Below are 16,735 nucleotides of genomic sequence, written 5' to 3' on the forward strand. Positions count from 1 at the left end.
CGCAGTGCGGCACCGCCCGGCGGCAGTCCGCGGCAGGGCCGCGTAAACTCGTCGCATCATGGCGACTTTCGGCACCCTCTCCGACCGGCTCACAGAGACCTTCCGCAATCTGCGAAAGAAGGGGCAGCTGACCCCTGCCGACGTGGACGGGACGGTCCGCGAGATCCGGCGTGCCCTGCTCGACGCCGACGTCGCGCTGCCCGTCGTCAAGGAGTTCACCGCCGCGGTGCGCGAGCGCGCCCTCGGCGACGAGGTCAACCGCGCCCTTAACCCGGCGCAGCAGGTCGTGCAGATCGTCAACGACGAGCTCATCGGCATCCTGGGTGGCCAGCAGCGTCGACTGCAGTTCGCCAAGAACCCGCCGACCGTCATCATGCTCGCGGGTCTCCAGGGCTCGGGAAAGACGACGTTCGCGGGCAAGCTCGCGAAGATGCTCGAGAAGGACGGCCACACGCCCCTCCTCGTCGCCTGTGACCTCCAGCGCCCCAACGCCGTGAACCAGCTGCAGGTCGTCGCCGAGCGCGCCGGTGCGGCGATCTACGCGCCCGAGCCCGGCAACGGCGTGGGCAACCCCGTGAAGGTCGCCCGCGACGGCGTCGAGTACGCGAAGCAGAAGCAGTACGACACCGTCATCATCGACACCGCCGGCCGTCTCGGCGTCGACGCCGAGCTGATGAAGCAGGCAGCCGACATCCGTACCGCGACCCAGCCCGACGAGGTGCTGTTCGTCATCGACGCGATGATCGGTCAGGATGCCGTGAACACGGCGAAGGCGTTCCAGGACGGCGTCGATTTCACGGGCGTCGTGCTGTCGAAGCTCGACGGCGACGCGCGCGGTGGCGCGGCGCTGTCCGTCGCCTCCGTGACCGGGCGCCCGATCATCTTCGCGTCGACCGGTGAGGGTCTCGACGACGTCGAGCCGTTCCACCCCGACCGCATGGCATCCCGCATCCTCGACCTCGGTGACATCCTCACCCTGATCGAGCAGGCGCAGCAGGCCTTCGACGAGGCCGAGGCGATGAAGGTCGCCGAAAAGCTCGCGACCGAGACCTTCACGCTCGAGGACTTCCTCGAGCAGATGCAGCAGATGAAGAAGATGGGCTCCATGAAGAAGATGCTCGGGATGCTCCCGGGCATGGGGTCCATGAAGCAGCAGCTCGAGGACTTCGACGAGCGTGAGATCGACCGCACCGAGGCGATCATCCGGTCGATGACCGTCGCCGAGCGGCGCAACCCGAAGATCCTCAACGGCTCGCGCCGCCTCCGCATCGCGCGCGGTTCCGGCATGACCGTCACCGACGTGAACCAGCTCGTGCAGCGCTTCGAGCAGGCCGCGAAGATGATGAAGACCGTCGCGCGCGGCGGTGTGCCCAACATCCCCGGCATGGGCCCGATCGGCGGCAAGCCGGGCGCGTCGTCCAAGCGCGGCAAGCAGCAGAAGGCGAAGGGCTCGCGCTCGGGCAACCCCGCGAAGCGCGCGGCCGAGAACGCCGGGATCACCGCCGCGGCCCCCGCGACCGGCTCGGGCTTCGGCCTGGGCGGTCAGAAGGCGCCGAGCGAGGCCGACCTCGCCGAGCTGCAGAAGCTCCTCGGCCGCGGCTGAGGCCGGCGGCGCGGGGCTCCGCTCAGGGGAGCACGCCCGCGTCCTGCAACCGGGACACGACGGTCTGCTCGATCGCGATCTGACCGCGGGCCGTGGGGTGCACGTCGTCGTCCTGGAGCCACTCGGGGTGTCCGACGAGGGGTTGGCCGACGTCGACGAAGGTCCCTCCCACCGAGTCGATCGCGTCCTTGAGCGCGTCCGACGTAGTCGCGGTGTCGTCCGGCACGTCGGCGTCGTCGTTCCAGATGGTGCTGAGCCCCACGATGCGGGCGTCCGGCGCCGCGTCGTGCAGTTGCGCGACCGTGTCGTCCGTGTCGGTGCGGATCGTGTCGGCGTCCTGCAAGAAGTCGTTGCTCGAGGACTGCACGATGATCAGCTCCGGCTGGAGCGCCGCGACGGCGGGGGAGAATCCCGCGTACGCGGTTCCGCACTCTCCCGTCACGACGAAGCCCATGCCCCCGCAGGCGAGATTGGTCAGGGAGACGTCTTCGCGCGTCGCGAGCAGGTCGGGCCACGCCTGGCCGTGATCGAGGCCCGCGCCTGACATCAACGAGTCGCCCAGGGTGACGACCCGGATCGGTGCCGGCGCCCGGGTGGGTTCCTCCGCGGCCGGCGAGGCGATGGGGACCAGCGGGGGCGCCGAGAAGGTCAGGGGAGCCACGGCGCTCGACGGCTCGGGGACGCACCCGGCGAGAACGAGAACGCTGCCCGCGGCAACGGCGGCCGACAACGGCAACGCGACGCGACGCGGACGGGACATGCAGAGATCGTACGGGCGCCAACCTATGAGTCGGCGCCGAGGCCGCGACTCAGACGCGCAGAGCGGCGAGGTGCTCGCGCAGTGTGGGGCCGCCGCGGAACTCCCGGATGAGATGCTGCACCACCGCGCGGAGGTCGCCGTCGGCGGCCTCGGCCACGGCCACCTGGCGCGCGGAACTGCCGCCGGTCGCGAGGATCGTCTCGAGGCCAGCGAACTCCCGCGCGCACTTGAGTTCCACGGCGATGTCCGCGATGTCGGCCATCGCCGCGAGCAAGTGTTCGCGAACCGGGAGCTGCGTCCCCTGCCGGTCGACGATGACCCGCGCATCCAGTCCGTACCGCGCGGAACGCCACTTGTTCTCGCGGGCGAACCACGGCGGGATGCCGGGCAGCTCGCCGCCCTCGTCGAGGATCCGCGAGAAGTGCTCGACGAGCGTCTGCGCGAGCGCGGCGACCGCGGCGAGCTCCGGAAGGGTCGACATGCCGTCGCACGCGCGGATCTCCACGGTGCCCCAGCGCGGCGCCGGACGGATGTCCCAACGGACCCTCGCTGGCATCCGCCATCACCCCTGTCCGGACCATGTCGTCGAGGTAGCGCTCGAACTCGGACCAGTCCTTCAGCTGCCACGGCAGACCCGCGGTCGGCAGCTGCTGGAAAACCAGCGCCCGGTTGGAGGCGTAGCCGGTGCGCTCGCCCGCCCAGAAGGGACTGGATGCCGACAGCGCCTGGAGGTGGGGGAGGAACACCGTCAGCGCGTTCACGATGGGGATGACCTTGTCGACGTCGTCGACGCCCACGTGCACGTGGATGCCCCAGATCATCATGTTGCGGCCCCACCACTGGGTGCGCTCGATGAGCTTGTGGTACCGCGTCTTGTCGGTGACCTGCTGGTCGTACCACTGCGCGAACGGGTGGCTGCCGGCGCACAGCAACTCGATGCCGCGCGGTTCGGTCTGCTCGCGCAGCGCGCCGATGGCATCCGCGATGTCGTCCACCGACTCGGCGACCGTGTGACCGACGCCGCTTGTGACCTCCACGGTGTTGGTCAGCAGCTCACCGGTCACCGTGTACCGCTCGAGCGCGGTCGCGTCTTCCACGAGGTCGAGGAGCTCGGGGGCGCGGGGCACGAGATCCCCGGTCTCGCGGTCCGCGAGCATGAGTTCCCATTCGAGTCCCACGGAGGAACGCGTGGACGGGGCGAACGGCAGCGTCATGCGGTCAGTCTGACATGGCGACACGGGCGTCAGCGGGTTCGCGACCCGCCGTGTCATCTGGCAGAATAGAGGGTCGGACCAGGTGCTCGACCCTCTATCCAGCGCCGGTCCTCCTCTTTGAGCTTCCGCCGGGTGTGCACCCCACGCTCCAGGCGACCGGTTCGTTCATTTCCCACCACAGGAGAAATCGTGGCTGTCAAGATCCGTCTCAAGCGTCTCGGCAAGATCCGTGCGCCCTACTACCGCATCGTCGTCGCCGACTCGCGCACCAAGCGCGACGGTCGTGTGATCGAGGAGATCGGCAAGTACCACCCGACCGAGGAGCCCTCGTTCATCGAGGTCGACTCGGAGCGCGCGCAGTACTGGCTCGGCGTCGGCGCTCAGCCGACCGAGCAGGTCCGCGCCATCCTCAAGCTCACGGGCGACTGGGGCACGTTCAAGGGCGAGAAGGACGCGAAGTCCACCGTCAAGGTCCGCGAGCCCAAGGCTGCCTTCGAGGCCGACGCCGCCAAGAAGTCGGTCGTCAAGCCCAAGGCCGAGAAGAAGGCCGAGGCTCCGGCCGCCGAAGAGGCGCCCGAAGCCGCTGCCGACGAGACCTCGGCAGAGTAAGTCCCGTGCTGTCCGCCGCGCTCGAGCACGTCGTCAAGGGGATCGTCGATCACCCTGACGCCGTGACCATCCGTTCCGCCACGTCGCCCCGCGGCGAGGTGCTGGAGGTTCGCGTGCACCCCGATGACCGGGGTCGCGTGATCGGGCGCGGCGGTCGCACCGCCAAGGCGCTGCGCACGCTCATCACGGCCCTCGCCGACGGGCAGCGCGTCCGCGTCGACGTCGCCGACGACTGATGTCGGTCGGCGACGCTGCGGGCGCCCAGCCCGCCAAGACTCAGCTCCGCGTGGGCCGCCTGGTCAAGGCCCACGGCCTCAAGGGCGCGTTCAAGCTCGAGCTGTACACCGATGACCCCGAGGGACGCTTCGTCCCCGGCAACACGTTCACCCTCCAGGTTCCGGAGACCTCGCCGTGGCACGGCCGCGAGCTGACGGTCCGTGAATTCCGCTGGATGAACTCCCACCCCGTGGCCTTCTTCGAGGGCGTCGACGACCGCACGGCCGCCGAGGAGTTGGTGAAGGCGATCCTGTGGATCGACCAGGACACCGAGTCCGCCCCCGCCGAAGACGACGCGTGGTACGACCATCAGCTTGTGGGCCTCGACGTCGTGCGCGACGGCGCCGTGATCGGCCGCGTGGTGCGCGTCGACCACTTCCCCGCGCAGGACCTCTTGATCATCCGGCCCACGGGCCTCGGTGAGGACGCCGACGTGCTCGTGCCGTTCGTCAGCGCGATCGTGCCCGAGGTCGACGTCGAGGGCGGCCGCGTCGTCGTGACGCCGCCGGCCGGTCTGTTCGAGGAGATCCCCGGCGACGACGACCCTCCGCGCGAAGAGACCGGATCCGACGAGGATGCCGCTGCCGCGGACGACGCGTCGGAGGGCGACGAGTCCGACGAGGTCGCCGACTCCCGCGAGGACTGACGTGCGCATCGACGTCGTCTCGATCTTCCCGACGATCTTTGACGCACTCGAGGTGTCGCTCCTGGGCAAGGCCCGGCAGAGCGGATTGCTCGACGTGCGCGTCCACGATCTCCGTGACTACACGCACGACCGGCACCGCACGGTCGACGACACCCCGTACGGGGGTGGCGCCGGCATGGTCATGAAGCCGGAGCCGTGGGGCGAGGCGCTCGACGACGTCGCCCGCGACACCGAGGCATCCCCGGTCATCATCTTCCCGTCGCCCGCGGGCGAGCGCTTCACGCAGAAGATCGCGCGCGAGCTGTCGACCGAGCAGCACCTCGTCTTCGGCTGCGGCCGCTACGAGGGCATCGACGAGCGCGTGTTCGACTACGCCGCCTATCTCGGCCGCGTGCGTCTGCTGAGTCTCGGCGACTACGTGCTGAACGGCGGCGAGGTGGCGGTCATGGCGATGGTCGAGGCCATCGGCCGGCTGATCCCCGGCGTGGTCGGCAACCCCGAGAGCCTCGTCGAGGAGTCGCACGAGGACGGCCTGCTCGAGTACCCGTCGTTCACCAAGCCCGCTTCGTGGCGCGGCCGCGAGGTCCCGCCCGTGCTCCTGAGCGGTAATCACGGCGCGGTGGCGACGTGGCGCCGCGAGCAGCAGCTCGAGCGCACCCGCGAGCGTCGCCCGGATCTGCTCGCCGACTGAGCCGCGAGGCGCCCGCAGGGGTCGAACGGGCTGAGGGTCATGGCATCCGGACTCCGGATGCCATGACCGACAGGATCAGTCGACGCCGAGGAACGAGCGGTCGGTGAGGACGATGGGCCCGTCCTCGGTGATCGCGACCGTGTGCTCGGAGTGCGAGCCGCGCGAGCCGTCGGCGCTGCGGAGCGTCCAGCCGTCGGGGTCGGTGATGAGCTCGTCGGTGGTCTGCAGGAACCACGGCTCGAGCGCCAGGACGAGGCCTGCGCGCAGCGGGTAGCCGCGGCCCGCCTTGCCGTCGTTTGCGACGTGCGGGTCGCCGTGCATGGTGCGTCCGACGCCGTGGCCGCCGAAGTCCGTGTTGATGCTGAGCCCCTCGGCGTGCGCGACGGCGGCGATCGCGGCCGAGATGTCGCCGATCTTGTGGCCGACGGTCGCGGCCTCGATCGCGGCGGCGAGGGCCCGCTGCGTGGTGTCGATGAGGGCGAGGTCCTCGTCGCGCGGGGTGCCGACGACGAACGACACCGCGGAGTCGGCGACCCAGCCGTCGACGGAGGCGGCGAAGTCGAGCGAGACGAGGTCGCCGTCACGGAGCGCGTAGTCGTGGGGGAGGCCGTGCAGGACCGCGTCGTTGATCGAGGTGCAGAGCACCTTGCCGAACGGGCTCGCGCCGAACGAGGGGTGGTAGTCGATGTAGCAGGACTCGGCCCCGGCGGCGCGGATCATGTCGTGCGCGCGACGGTCCAGGTGCAGGAGGTTGGTGCCCACCTTCGTCTCGTCGCGCAGCGTCGCCAGGACCTCCGCGACGAAGCGTCCGGCCGGGCGCATGGCGTCGATCTCGGCGGGTGTGCGCAGTTCGATCATCGGTGGTTCCCTTTCCTCGAACCTCCATTCTCTCGTATCGGCACCGCCGGTCGATGCCCGGGCACGCGGTGTCGGGGTGGCCGCAGCCCGGGCACGCGCTGTCCGCGGCGGCCGCTGTCCGGGTTCAAAGCCGCCGCACAACTGACCGCCCTACCATCGGTTCATGGTGCTCCGCCGAATCTTTCTCCGCTGGCTGTTCCCGGCCGCGTTCGTCCTGCCGCTGTGGCTGTTCGTGGGGTGGATCGTGTTCAGCGGCGGCAGCGGGTGGGCCCTCCTGTGGCTTTTCATCGCTGCACCGGCGGTCTTCGTGACGCAGATCATCACCGCCTTCCTCGTGCGCGCGCGGGGGAGCGTCCGTGCCGAGCGGTCGGCATCCTGGCGCGACGTCATCGCGATCGCGGCGTGGCAGGTCGTCGTCGTCGCCCTGGGGTTCTACGACTCGCGTACGTTCTTCCCGTTGCTGGTCCTGAGCGTCGTGGGCGCCTTCGTCCTGCTGTGGTCGTCGCTCGCGCAGCTGTGGAACGAGGCGCGCGGCGGGGTCACCCTCCTGCGCGCCGCCGACGGGACCGGATACATCCCGCCGACGCGCGAACAGCCGCGTCCGCGCGTCGAGGGCGAGGTCATCGTCATCACGGAGAACCCCGCGACGCGCTGACGCTTTGTCGTGCGGGCCGCTGAGCCGACTCGGTTTGGACGGTGTGCCCGTCCGTGGCAGAATAGGCGTTTGTGCCCTGACCGGCTCTGCCTCAGGGGAGTCCGCCGCTTCGCGGCTCGGGCACAATCCTTTTCTTTTCCCCAATCATCGTGCGATCGACCTGTGGCGGTCGCAGGAAGTGAAGATCATGCAGATCCTCGACGCCGTCGACGCGGCCTCGCTCCGCTCCGACATTCCCGTCTTCTCGCCCGGCGACACCGTCAAGGTGCACGTCAACATCACCGAGGGCAACCGCTCGCGCATCCAGGTCTTCCAGGGTGTCGTCATCGGCCGCTCCGGCGACGGTGTGCGCGAGACCTTCACGGTCCGCAAGGTCAGCTTCCAGGTCGGTGTCGAGCGCACCTTCCCCGTGCACAGCCCCGTGATCGACCACATCGAGGTCGTCACCCGCGGTGACGTGCGCCGCGCGAAGCTCTACTACCTGCGCAACCTGCGTGGCAAGAAGGCCAAGATCAAGGAGAAGCGCGACCGCTGAGTCCCGCCCTCCTCGAACGCCCCGCGATCCGTCGCGGGGCGTTCGTCGTTTCCGGGGCGGGGATTGCGGGGGTCGGGGCCGCGAGACTGCATGCGGCCGGCGAGACCGCTGCGTGATGTCGCCGAGTTGTCAGCGGAGTGCGGTCTCGGTGAACGGGCGGCGGTGGCGGCATCCGGACGCGGTCTCGGTGAACGGGCGGCGGTGGTCGCGCCCGGACGCGGTCTCGGGGAAGGGGCGCGGGGTGGTGGCATCCGGATGCCGATTCGCCCGGGATTCATAGGCGTTCGACGCCGTGTGACGTTCGGTGCGCGCGGCGGAATGTGCGAGGCTTGTCCCCGCGGTCTTCCGGTGTGCGGTGAGCCCGGCGAAGGATCAACATGAGCGACGAAACCGCATCCCCTCCGGCTTCGGCCCCCACGACGCGTCGGCGGCGCGGCACCCTCACGTTCCTGCGGGACGTCGTGGTGATCCTGCTGATCGCCCTCCTGGTGTCGTTCCTGGTCAAGACGTTCGTGGTGCGGTCGTTCTACATTCCGTCCGCGTCGATGACCGACACGCTGCAGCTCAACGACCGCATCCTGGTCGACGAACTGACCCCGCACTTCGGCGAGTACGAGCGCGGGGACGTCGTGGTGTTCCGCGACCCGGGCGGATGGCTGCCCGCCAATCCCAAGCCCGAGCAGCCGCCGCTCGTCGCGGCGACCGATTGGGTGCTGTCGCTCGTCGGCCTGTCCGCGCCCGACAGCGATGACCACCTGATCAAGCGGGTCATCGGCACGCCGGGTGACCACGTGGTGTGCTGCAACGCCCTCGGCCAGACCGAGGTCAACGGGTCGCCGCTGGTCGAGCCCTACGTCAAGCTCGCACCCGGTGCCACCGCGCCGTCGCCGGTGCCGTTCGACATCACCGTGCCGCAAGGGTCGCTGTGGGTGGAGGGCGACAACCGCAACAGCTCGAAGGATTCGCGCTTCAACCAGGACCAGCCCGGGAAGGGCTTCGTCCCGATCGACAACGTCGTGGGGCGCGCGTTCCTCATCACCTGGCCGTTCAACCGGTTCGGGGCGATCGATTTCCACCACGACGTGTTCGCGGGGGTGCCGGCGCCGGAGTCGGCGCCGTGATCGAGCCCACGCTCACTCTCGAGCGTCGCCTGCTCAAGGAGCACGCGCTCATCATCGCGTGCGACGAGGTGGGTCGCGGAGCCCTCGCGGGTCCCGTCGCGGTGGGGGCGGCGGTCATCGACCCGTCGCGTTCGCGCAAGCGCGTGCCGCTCGGGCTCCGGGACTCCAAGCTCGTGCCCGAGGCCCGGCGGCCGGAGGTGGCCGCGCGCGCCGCGGCGTTCGTGCAGCACAGCGCCGTGGGCTGGGCGAGCTCCGAAGAGATCGACGAGGTCGGCATCATCCGTGCCCTGGGTCTTGCGGCGGTCCGGGCGATCGCCGACCTGCGCGCGCATGGTGTCGTGCCCGAGGACGCGCTGGTAATCCTCGACGGCAACCACGACTACATCACCCCGGCGGGGGAGAGCGGCCTCCGGGTGAAGCCGATCATCAAGGCCGACCGGGACTGCGCGAGTGCCGCCGCGGCATCCGTCATCGCGAAAGTCGCGCGCGACACCGTGATGACCGGGCTGCACGACGAACTGCCCGCCTACGGGTGGGCGCGCAACAAGGGGTACGCCAGCCTCGACCATCGCGAGGCGATCGGCGTGTACGGCATGAGCGTGCACCACAGACGCTCGTGGGCGATTGCCCCGGCTCCGACGCTGTTCTGACGCGCGGGCGTGGGTCCCGGCGGTCGGCGTCCGCGCGCAACGCGCCTAGGATGGGAGAACCATGGATGACGACGTCTTCGAGGACTACGACCGCGAACTCGAACTGGCCCTGTACCGCGAGTACCGCGACGTGGTCTCGCAGTTCCAGTACGTGATCGAGACCGAACGCCGGTTCTATCTCGCCAACGACGTGAATGTCGTCCGCCGCGACACCGAGCACGATTTCTACTTCGAGATCTCGATGACCGACGTGTGGGTGTGGGACATCTACCGCGCCGACCGTTTCGTGAAGTCGGTGCGCGTGCTGACGTTCAAGGACGTCAACGTCGAGGAGCTCTCGCGCCGCGACTTCCAGCTGCCCGAAGAGCTCTCGCTCGACAGCTGACGGTTCCTCCCCAGGCGCCCTTTCTCGCCAGCCATCCCCGGATCGTTGTTTTCGTCCGTCGGGGCGTGACCCCTGGATGCCACGCTCTCGGGCATGGCAGCGAAAGACGACTTCGGGCGAGCCGGTGAAGAGCGGGCCGCCCGCCACCTGACCGCGAACGGTTTCCGCATCCTCGACCGCAATTGGCGGTGTCCGCAGGGCGAGATCGACATCGTCGCCGAGACCGCGGGGATGCTCGTCGTGGTCGAGGTGAAGAGCCGGGCGAGCGAGGCGTTCGGGCACCCGTTCGAGGCGATCGACAAGCGCAAGGCCGAGCGTCTGTGGCGCCTGGCGCTGGCGTGGATCGCCGTGCATCCGATGGAGGCGCGGCGGCGGACTCTGCGCATCGACGCGATCGCCCTGATCGGTCCCGACCCGCGCACCGCACGGCTCGAGCACCTCGAGGACGCGCTGTGACCGTCGCGCGCACCTGGGCGGTGGCGCTCACCGGGGTCCGGGGCGACCTGGTGGAGGTCGAGGCCGACCTCTCGCCGCAGACGCCGGAGTTCGCCATCATCGGGCTGCCCGACAAGGCGCTCGGCGAGGCCGGGCGACGGGTGCGGAACGCCTGCACGAACCGGGGCCTCGAACTCCCGAAGCGGCGGCTCACGGTGAACCTCTCGCCGGCGAGCCTGCCGAAACGCGGCTCGGCCTTCGACGTCGCGATCGCCGTGGCGGCTCTCGCGACGACCGGGACCATGGATGCCACCCGCGTCGCCGACACGGTCCACATCGGCGAGCTCGGTCTGGACGGGCGGCTTCGCCCTGTGCCCGGCGTCCTGCCGTCGGTGCTCGCGGCGCACCGGGCCGGTCGGTCGCGCGTCGTCGTTCCCGCAGCCAACGCGGCGGAGGCGGCGCTGGTGGAGGGTATCGAGGTGCGCGCGGCCACGTGCCTCGCGGAGGTCGTTCGCTGGCACGGCGGGGTGAGCGAGGCACCCGACCTGCGGCCGGTCCTCGCCGATGAGCCGCTGGCGCTGCGTGAGGAGTCGCTCGACCTCGCCGACATCCTCGGGCAACCGGATGCCGTGGACGCCCTGATCGTGGCGGCGGCCGGCGGCCACCACCTGTTGATGAGCGGGCCTCCCGGCGCGGGCAAGACGATGCTGGCACGGCGGCTGCCGGGCATCCTGCCGGATCTCGATGACGACGCGGCACTGTCGGTCGCGTCGGTGCGCTCGTTGTCGGGCGAGATCGTCACGCGCTTGAGCCGGACCCCGCCGTTCGAGAGCCCGCACCACGGGGCGAGCGCCGCGGCGCTGATCGGCGGGGGATCGGGTGTGGTGCGGCCCGGGGCGATCGCCCGCGCGAGCGAGGGAGTCCTGTTCCTCGACGAGGGCGGGGAGTTTCCGGCATCCGTTCTCGATGCGCTTCGCCAGCCGCTGGAGAGCGGGGTGATCCAGCTTCACCGCTCGGGCGTATCCGCGACGTTCCCGGCACGGTTCCAACTCGTCGTCGCGACCAACCCCTGCCCGTGCGGACAGTACGGCGTCCCGGGCGGGGTGTGCGAGTGCGCGCCACAAGCGATCCGTCGGTACACGCGGCGGTTGTCGGGTCCGCTGCTCGACCGCATCGACCTCGACCTGCGGCTGCAGCGTGTGTCGGACGCGCGCCGGTCGAGTGCGGCGCCCGCCGTGACCACGCGAGACGCGCGCGAGATCGTGGGGTCGGCGCGCGAACGAGCGGCGCGCCGGTGGGCGGAGACGCCGTGGCGACGCAACGCCGATGTTGCGGGGACATGGCTGCGCGGTGCCGCTGTACCCGACGCGGAGGTGCTGCGACCTCTCGACACCGCGCTGCGGCGGGGCGCGCTGACGCTCCGGGGCTACGACCGGCTCCTTCGCGTCGCTTGGACCGTCGCCGACCTCGCGGGACACGACCGGCTGCACGGAGACGACGTCGGCCGGGCACTGTTCCTCCGGCAGGGGAGCGTGGCATGACGCACGCGGATCTGACGATGGATGCCGCGGCCGCGGCGTTGGCCGGAGTCGGTCGAGCGCAGGAGCTCGACCCGAGCGACACGTACGCGCGCGTCTGGTGGTCGGTGCTCGCCGAACCCGGTGACGGCGCCGCGGGCGAGCTGATCGCGCGGTTCGGGGCGACGGACGCGCTCCGCATCGCTCTGTCGGACACCGACGACGAGTGGGCCAGCGCCCGGGGTCGGTGGAAGCCGCGCGCGGATTCCGGATCCGTGCATCGCTCCCTGGATGCCGCCCGTCGCGCCGACGCGACCCTTCTGGTGCCTTCCGATCCGCGGTGGCCGTCGCGGCTCGACGACCTGGGCGTGCACGCGCCGCACGCCCTCTGGATCCGGGGGGACGTGGAAGGTCTCGGGGGAGTACCGACCGTCGCGATCGTGGGTGCCCGCGCGGCGACCCCCTACGGTGAGGCCGTGGCCGCCGATCTGGCGGCCGACCTGGCGGGGTCCGGCGTGGTCGTCGTGTCGGGGGCCGCCTACGGCATCGACGGCGCGGCACACCGGGCGGCGCTCTCGACCGGAGGGCGCACCGTCGCCTTCCTCGCCGGCGGCGTCGATCGTGCCTACCCCCGCGGGCACGAAGCACTCCTCGCCCGGATCGCGGAAACGGGCGCGGTCGTCAGCGAGACACCGTGCGGAGCGGCACCGACGAAGTGGCGCTTCCTGTCGCGGAACCGGCTCATTGCCGCCGTCGCGGACGCGGTCGTCGTCGTCGAGGCGGGGCACCGCAGCGGCTCGCTGAACACCGCCGCACACGCCGGCCAACTCGGTAGGGCGCTCGGCGCTGTGCCGGGGCCGGTGACGAGCGCAGCCTCGGCCGGCTGTCATCGCGTTCTGCGGGAATTCGACGGTGTGTGCGTGACGTCGGCGGCGGACGTGCGCGAGATGCTCGGACAGGGGGCTTCGGCCGGGCCGGCTGGGGGAGGGCGCACGGACGAGACCAGCCGACTGCTCGACGCGCTGTCGCCGCGGGTGGGCCGGGAAGTCGCGGACCTCGCGCGCCGCGCGGGCTTCGCGTACGCCGACGCCCAGGCGATGCTGGGCCTCGCGGAACTCGAAGGTCGGGCGTCGCGCGGAGACGACGGGCTGTGGCGGTCCGTAATGAGGAGGGGTGACGCTCCGGCGCGGGACCGATGATCGAGCGCGTCGTGCCGTCCGGGGCGGGCCCGAGGACGCATCCTTGATGCGTGCGCATGTCCGAAGCGGTCGAAGGCTACCTGAGCCACCTCGCCGACGTGCGCCGCCTCTCGCCCGCGACGGTTCGCGCCTACCGTTCCGACCTCGCCGACCTCGCCCGGGCCTCCGGCGACCCGGACGTGCGCGACCTCGACATCGAGGACCTCCGGGAGTGGCAGTGGGATGCCACGACCGCCGGGCTCAGCAAAGCCACGGCCGCGCGCCGGACGTCCGCCGTGAAGGGTTTCTTGGCGTGGGCCCGGGAAGAGGGGGTGATCGACTCCGACCCGAGCGGGCGGCTGGTCGCGCCCAAGCGCGGTCGCACCCTTCCCGCAGTCGCCACGGCAGCGGCGCTTGAGGGCGTCTTGGCCGCGGCCGAGGCCGAGGCGAAGGACGGCGATCCCGTCGCCCTCCGCGATCATGCGCTCCTCGAGCTTCTGTACGGCACGGGCGCCCGGGTGTCGGAGATCTGCGGCCTCGACGTCGACGACATCGACGACGACCGCCGAACCCTTCGCCTCCACGGCAAGGGCGACAAGGAACGCGTCGTGCCGTACGGCTCACCGGCGGCTCGCGCTCTCGACGCGTACCTCGTTCGCGGTCGGCCGGCTCTGGCGGGCCGGGGTGGGGGTGCCGGGGCCGCGGTCTTCCTCGGGGCGCGCGGCGGCCGGCTGGGACCGCGGACCGTCCACGCCCTCGTCTCCCGTGTCGTCGCACCGGTCGTGGGGGCGGAATCCCTCGGGCCGCACGCGCTCCGTCACTCCGCGGCAACGCACCTGCTCGACGGTGGCGCGGACCTGCGCTCGGTCCAGGAGATCCTCGGTCACGCCAGCCTCGGCACGACCCAGATCTACACCCACGTCTCCGCCGAGCGCCTCCGTGAGGCGTACCGGCTGGCCCACCCGCGCGCGTGACGCCACGCACGCGACTGCCCAGACACGACAGCGGCTGTGGACCCCTGGCATCCCTTTCCGGGCCGACGTACCGTGGGGGCGTGGCCACTCGAGCTCGACGCACCACTGCGGTCAGACCCGTGACCGCCCTCAGTGGCACGGCCGCGGTCATCAGATGCACGGCCGCGGTCAGGCACACGGCCGCGGTCAGCGGTGTGCTGCTCGGCGCCGTCCTCCTCGCAGGTTGCGGCCTCGTCCCTCAACCGGTGGTCACCCGACTCCCGCCACCGGCCTCCGCCGCGTCGGGTGAGGTCACCGCGCCGAGCGCAGCACCCACCGCTACGGCTCCTCCCTCGCAGGCGTCACCGTCCGTGACCACCGCCCCGACCATCGCCCCGAGCGACGGATCCGTCGTCGATTGCGGTGACGGCAGTACCGGCTCCGTGACCGGGGCAGAACGGTCCGTCCGCGTCACCGGCACGTGTTCCCAGCTCACTGTGTCGGGAACGGCGCTGACGGTGGATGCGGGCGCAGCGACCGTCGGCGCTCTCACGATGTCGGGCGACCGCATCCGCGTCTCGGCCGCGGCCGTCGATTCCGCGATCATCCAAGGCAACGACATTGCGCTCACCGTCGCCGGGGCGCTGGGACGCCTCGACCTGAGCGGCGACCGTGCGACGATCACCGCCGGGGGAGCGATCGGTTCCCTCCGCGTCCGTGGACAGGACAGCACGGTGAAAGCGGGCGGCGGAATCGGCGACAGCACGATCGAAGGTCGCGGCAACACGATCGGCTGAGACTGAAACGCATCGCCGCGGCCGAACGACACCCACCGCCTCAACAGCACGGCAGCAGGATCGCCCGCGGCACCCCGCCCAGCAGCCGCAGCGGGTTGACGTACTCGCCGTTCCAGCGAACGCCGAAGTGGAACGCCCCCGGCGCGCTGTGCCCGCCCACGCCCACCTCACCGACCGGATCGCCTCGCGCGACCGCGTCTCCGACCTCCAGCGATGTCGTCACGGGCTCGAACGTCGTGACCAGACCATCGCCGTGATCGATGGTGACGACCGGGCGTCCCGCGACCGAGTCCGCGAATGCGATGGTGCCGGCCGCGGGCGAGCGCACGCGCTCGACGCCACCGAGGTCCACGCCGCGATGCCCGGCCGCGTACCGGTTCGCCGGCGCCTCGAACGGACGCACGAACTGCACGGCATCGACCGGCCACACCCATCCGCGCCGCGCCAAAGGGTCGTCCTCACCGGCCGTCGCGGGAGCGACGCCCAGGACGGCCACCACCACGAAGACCCCGTACGCCAGGAAACGCATCTTCATGACACCAGGCTGCCCAAGGGGCCAAGGCCCGCGCGGGCTCCCCGCGACGATCCGTGGACGAACACGACCCGGGACCTCCTGGGGAGGAGCCGTCCTGTATGCTGGAGGACGCATCTCGTGTATCGGGATGACTCCGCGTGCCCACAGCGCACCGCACTGGCCTCCGGGTCAGCGCATCGCGCGGCATCCACACCCCACGGTCCTCCGCTCCGGCGGATGGCGGGTGTGCGCCGGGCACCAGGCTCGCCGGTCCCTCGATCGGCGCGAAACAACCGCAACCATGGCGCGCGAGCGCCTCAGAACAGGAGTACGACCATGGCCGTCGTCACCATCCGCCAGCTGCTCGACAGCGGCGTTCACTTCGGACACCAGACCCGTCGGTGGAACCCGAAGGTCAAGCGCTTCATCCTGACCGAGCGCTCCGGCATCCACATCATCGACCTCCAGCAGTCGCTGTCGTACATCGACAAGGCGTACGAGTTCGTCAAGGAGACCGTCGCGCACGGCGGCACCATCCTCTTCGTCGGCACCAAGAAGCAGGCGCAGGAAGTCCTCGCCGAGCAGGCGACGCGCGTGGGCCAGCCCTACGTGAACCAGCGCTGGCTCGGTGGCCTCCTCACCAACTTCTCGACCGTCTCCAAGCGCCTCGCGCGCATGAAGGAGCTCGAGGAGCTCGACTACGAGAACCCGGCCGAGAGCGGCTTCACCAAGAAGGAGCTCCTGCTCAAGAAGCGCGAGCTCGACAAGCTGCACAAGTCGCTCGGTGGTATCCGCAACCTGCAGAAGACCCCCTCGGCGATCTGGGTCGTCGACGCCAAGCGCGAGCACCTCGCCATCGACGAGGCCAAGAAGCTCGGCATCCCCGTCATCGGCATCCTCGACACGAACGCCGACCCGGACGAGTTCCAGTACCCGATCCCCGGCAACGACGACGCGATCCGCTCCGTGAGCCTGCTCACGCGCATCATCGCCGACGCCGCCGCCGAGGGCCTGATCCAGCGCCACCAGCCCGCGGGCGAGGACGAGGCCGCTGAGCCCCTCGCCGAGTGGGAGCGCGAGCTGCTCGAGACGAACGCCGAGACCACCGAGGCTGCGACCGAGTCCGCCGACGACGCCGCCGGCGCCGAGGCCCACGACGAGGCCGTCGCCGCCGAGTCCGGCGAGGAGACCGCTGAGGTCGCCGCCGCCGAGGCCGCCGACAGCAAGTAAGCGCGCCGCCGCGACACCGCGGCGTCACCCGCACAGGCTACGATCCGGCGGGGTCGTACGCGCCCCCAGGGGTGCGCGCGGCCCCGCCGAGCTCACATCAGAACCACC

At 70.9% G+C, this 16,735-nt stretch carries 19 protein-coding genes and 1 pseudogene; 16 read left to right on the top strand and 4 right to left on the bottom strand.

The window, feature by feature from the left end; genetic code table 11:
* Positions 1-58 precede the first annotated feature (58 nt).
* Positions 59-1,603, top strand: coding sequence for a signal recognition particle protein (ffh, locus tag RKD05_RS14310; protein ID WP_022877703.1), 1,545 nt, complete (start codon positions 59-61; stop codon positions 1,601-1,603).
* Positions 1,604-1,625: 22 nt separating this feature from the next.
* On the opposite strand, the gene RKD05_RS14315 is transcribed toward ffh, so the two are convergent.
* A complete protein-coding gene (locus RKD05_RS14315; RefSeq protein ID WP_424710951.1) occupies positions 1,626-2,363 on the bottom strand; it encodes an SGNH/GDSL hydrolase family protein in 738 nt (245 codons plus the stop codon).
* Positions 2,364-2,412: 49 nt separating this feature from the next.
* Positions 2,413-3,577, bottom strand: a pseudogene (locus RKD05_RS14320) (glutamate--cysteine ligase).
* Between the two features lie 189 nt (positions 3,578-3,766).
* Here RKD05_RS14320 and rpsP point away from each other — a divergent pair.
* Genes rpsP through trmD form a run of 4 tightly spaced genes read left to right on the top strand, consistent with a single transcriptional unit; the run spans position 3,767 to position 5,799 of the window.
* On the top strand, positions 3,767-4,186 hold the full coding sequence (gene rpsP, locus RKD05_RS14325; protein ID WP_424710952.1) for a 30S ribosomal protein S16: 420 nt from the start codon (positions 3,767-3,769) through the stop codon (positions 4,184-4,186).
* Between the two features lie 5 nt (positions 4,187-4,191).
* Positions 4,192-4,422, top strand: a complete 231-nt coding sequence (locus RKD05_RS14330) for an RNA-binding protein (protein ID WP_063257548.1) — start codon at positions 4,192-4,194, stop codon at positions 4,420-4,422.
* On the top strand, positions 4,422-5,108 hold the full coding sequence (gene rimM / locus RKD05_RS14335; RefSeq protein ID WP_424710953.1) for a ribosome maturation factor RimM: 687 nt from the start codon (positions 4,422-4,424) through the stop codon (positions 5,106-5,108). The genes RKD05_RS14330 and rimM overlap by 1 nt, the downstream gene beginning before the upstream one ends.
* Before the next feature lies 1 nt (position 5,109).
* Entirely contained in the window at positions 5,110-5,799 is a 690-nt protein-coding gene (gene trmD / locus RKD05_RS14340) for a tRNA (guanosine(37)-N1)-methyltransferase TrmD (RefSeq protein ID WP_424710955.1), read from the top strand.
* Between the two features lie 75 nt (positions 5,800-5,874).
* Here the strand turns inward: trmD and map are convergent, their stop codons facing one another.
* Positions 5,875-6,657 (bottom strand): type I methionyl aminopeptidase, encoded by a 783-nt coding sequence (gene map / locus RKD05_RS14345; protein WP_424710957.1) that lies wholly within the window; start codon positions 6,655-6,657, stop codon positions 5,875-5,877.
* Positions 6,658-6,820: 163 nt separating this feature from the next.
* Here map and RKD05_RS14350 point away from each other — a divergent pair, with 163 nt between their 5' ends.
* The 10 genes from RKD05_RS14350 (at position 6,821) to RKD05_RS14395 (ending at position 14,883) form a co-directional block, all read left to right on the top strand.
* Positions 6,821-7,312, top strand: coding sequence for an MFS transporter permease (locus RKD05_RS14350; RefSeq protein WP_424710958.1), 492 nt, complete (start codon positions 6,821-6,823; stop codon positions 7,310-7,312).
* A gap of 187 nt (positions 7,313-7,499) precedes the next feature.
* On the top strand, positions 7,500-7,847 hold the full coding sequence (rplS, locus tag RKD05_RS14355) for a 50S ribosomal protein L19 (RefSeq protein WP_022878871.1): 348 nt from the start codon (positions 7,500-7,502) through the stop codon (positions 7,845-7,847).
* Positions 7,848-8,224: 377 nt separating this feature from the next.
* Positions 8,225-8,968 (top strand): signal peptidase I, encoded by a 744-nt coding sequence (gene lepB, locus RKD05_RS14360; protein WP_424710959.1) that lies wholly within the window; start codon positions 8,225-8,227, stop codon positions 8,966-8,968.
* Positions 8,965-9,618 carry a ribonuclease HII gene (locus tag RKD05_RS14365; RefSeq protein ID WP_424710961.1) on the top strand — a complete coding sequence of 218 codons (654 nt, stop codon included), beginning with the start codon at positions 8,965-8,967 and terminating at the stop codon, positions 9,616-9,618. The genes lepB and RKD05_RS14365 overlap by 4 nt, the downstream gene beginning before the upstream one ends.
* 61 nt (positions 9,619-9,679) lie before the next feature.
* The gene (locus tag RKD05_RS14370) at positions 9,680-10,003 is read left to right on the top strand and encodes a DUF2469 family protein (RefSeq protein WP_022878868.1); all 324 of its coding nucleotides are present in this window, start codon (positions 9,680-9,682) and stop codon (positions 10,001-10,003) included.
* Positions 10,004-10,096: 93 nt separating this feature from the next.
* Positions 10,097-10,459, top strand: coding sequence for a YraN family protein (locus RKD05_RS14375; RefSeq protein WP_424710962.1), 363 nt, complete (start codon positions 10,097-10,099; stop codon positions 10,457-10,459).
* Positions 10,456-11,979 (top strand): YifB family Mg chelatase-like AAA ATPase, encoded by a 1,524-nt coding sequence (locus RKD05_RS14380; RefSeq protein WP_424710964.1) that lies wholly within the window; start codon positions 10,456-10,458, stop codon positions 11,977-11,979. Before RKD05_RS14375 ends, RKD05_RS14380 begins: the two co-directional genes overlap by 4 nt.
* Positions 11,976-13,154, top strand: coding sequence for a DNA-processing protein DprA (dprA, locus tag RKD05_RS14385; RefSeq protein WP_424710966.1), 1,179 nt, complete (start codon positions 11,976-11,978; stop codon positions 13,152-13,154). Before RKD05_RS14380 ends, dprA begins: the two co-directional genes overlap by 4 nt.
* 50 nt (positions 13,155-13,204) lie before the next feature.
* On the top strand, positions 13,205-14,107 hold the full coding sequence (locus RKD05_RS14390; RefSeq protein ID WP_424710968.1) for a tyrosine recombinase XerC: 903 nt from the start codon (positions 13,205-13,207) through the stop codon (positions 14,105-14,107).
* A gap of 350 nt (positions 14,108-14,457) precedes the next feature.
* Positions 14,458-14,883 carry a DUF3060 domain-containing protein gene (locus tag RKD05_RS14395; RefSeq protein WP_424710969.1) on the top strand — a complete coding sequence of 142 codons (426 nt, stop codon included), beginning with the start codon at positions 14,458-14,460 and terminating at the stop codon, positions 14,881-14,883.
* Positions 14,884-14,923: 40 nt separating this feature from the next.
* On the opposite strand, the gene RKD05_RS14400 is transcribed toward RKD05_RS14395, so the two are convergent.
* Positions 14,924-15,418 (bottom strand): murein hydrolase activator EnvC family protein, encoded by a 495-nt coding sequence (locus RKD05_RS14400; RefSeq protein ID WP_424710970.1) that lies wholly within the window; start codon positions 15,416-15,418, stop codon positions 14,924-14,926.
* Between the two features lie 315 nt (positions 15,419-15,733).
* On the opposite strand from RKD05_RS14400, the gene rpsB reads away from it, so the two are divergent.
* A complete protein-coding gene (rpsB, locus tag RKD05_RS14405; protein ID WP_063257561.1) occupies positions 15,734-16,627 on the top strand; it encodes a 30S ribosomal protein S2 in 894 nt (297 codons plus the stop codon).
* Positions 16,628-16,735 lie beyond the last annotated feature (108 nt).

Origin of the sequence: Microbacterium sp. SLBN-111 (genome assembly GCF_049739645.1) — a bacterium.
In the GTDB taxonomy this organism is placed as follows: Bacteria; Actinomycetota; Actinomycetes; order Actinomycetales; family Microbacteriaceae; genus Microbacterium.

Bases quoted from the DNA above. Each gene is read 5' to 3' on its own strand.
- RKD05_RS14370 (WP_022878868.1), top strand. From the start codon at position 9,680: ATGGATGACGACGTCTTCGAGGACTACGACCGCGAACTCGAACTGGCC.
- ffh (WP_022877703.1), top strand. From the start codon at position 59: ATGGCGACTTTCGGCACCCTCTCCGACCGGCTCACAGAGACCTTCCGC.
- rplS (WP_022878871.1), top strand. From the start codon at position 7,500: ATGCAGATCCTCGACGCCGTCGACGCGGCCTCGCTCCGCTCCGACATT.
- rpsB (WP_063257561.1), top strand. From the start codon at position 15,734: ATGGCCGTCGTCACCATCCGCCAGCTGCTCGACAGCGGCGTTCACTTC.
- dprA (WP_424710966.1), top strand. From the start codon at position 11,976: ATGACGCACGCGGATCTGACGATGGATGCCGCGGCCGCGGCGTTGGCC.
- RKD05_RS14400 (WP_424710970.1), bottom strand. From the start codon at position 15,418: ATGAAGATGCGTTTCCTGGCGTACGGGGTCTTCGTGGTGGTGGCCGTC.
- RKD05_RS14375 (WP_424710962.1), top strand. From the start codon at position 10,097: ATGGCAGCGAAAGACGACTTCGGGCGAGCCGGTGAAGAGCGGGCCGCC.
- rimM (WP_424710953.1), top strand. From the start codon at position 4,422: ATGTCGGTCGGCGACGCTGCGGGCGCCCAGCCCGCCAAGACTCAGCTC.
- map (WP_424710957.1), bottom strand. From the start codon at position 6,657: ATGATCGAACTGCGCACACCCGCCGAGATCGACGCCATGCGCCCGGCC.
- RKD05_RS14315 (WP_424710951.1), bottom strand. From the start codon at position 2,363: ATGTCCCGTCCGCGTCGCGTCGCGTTGCCGTTGTCGGCCGCCGTTGCC.
- RKD05_RS14350 (WP_424710958.1), top strand. From the start codon at position 6,821: ATGGTGCTCCGCCGAATCTTTCTCCGCTGGCTGTTCCCGGCCGCGTTC.
- lepB (WP_424710959.1), top strand. From the start codon at position 8,225: ATGAGCGACGAAACCGCATCCCCTCCGGCTTCGGCCCCCACGACGCGT.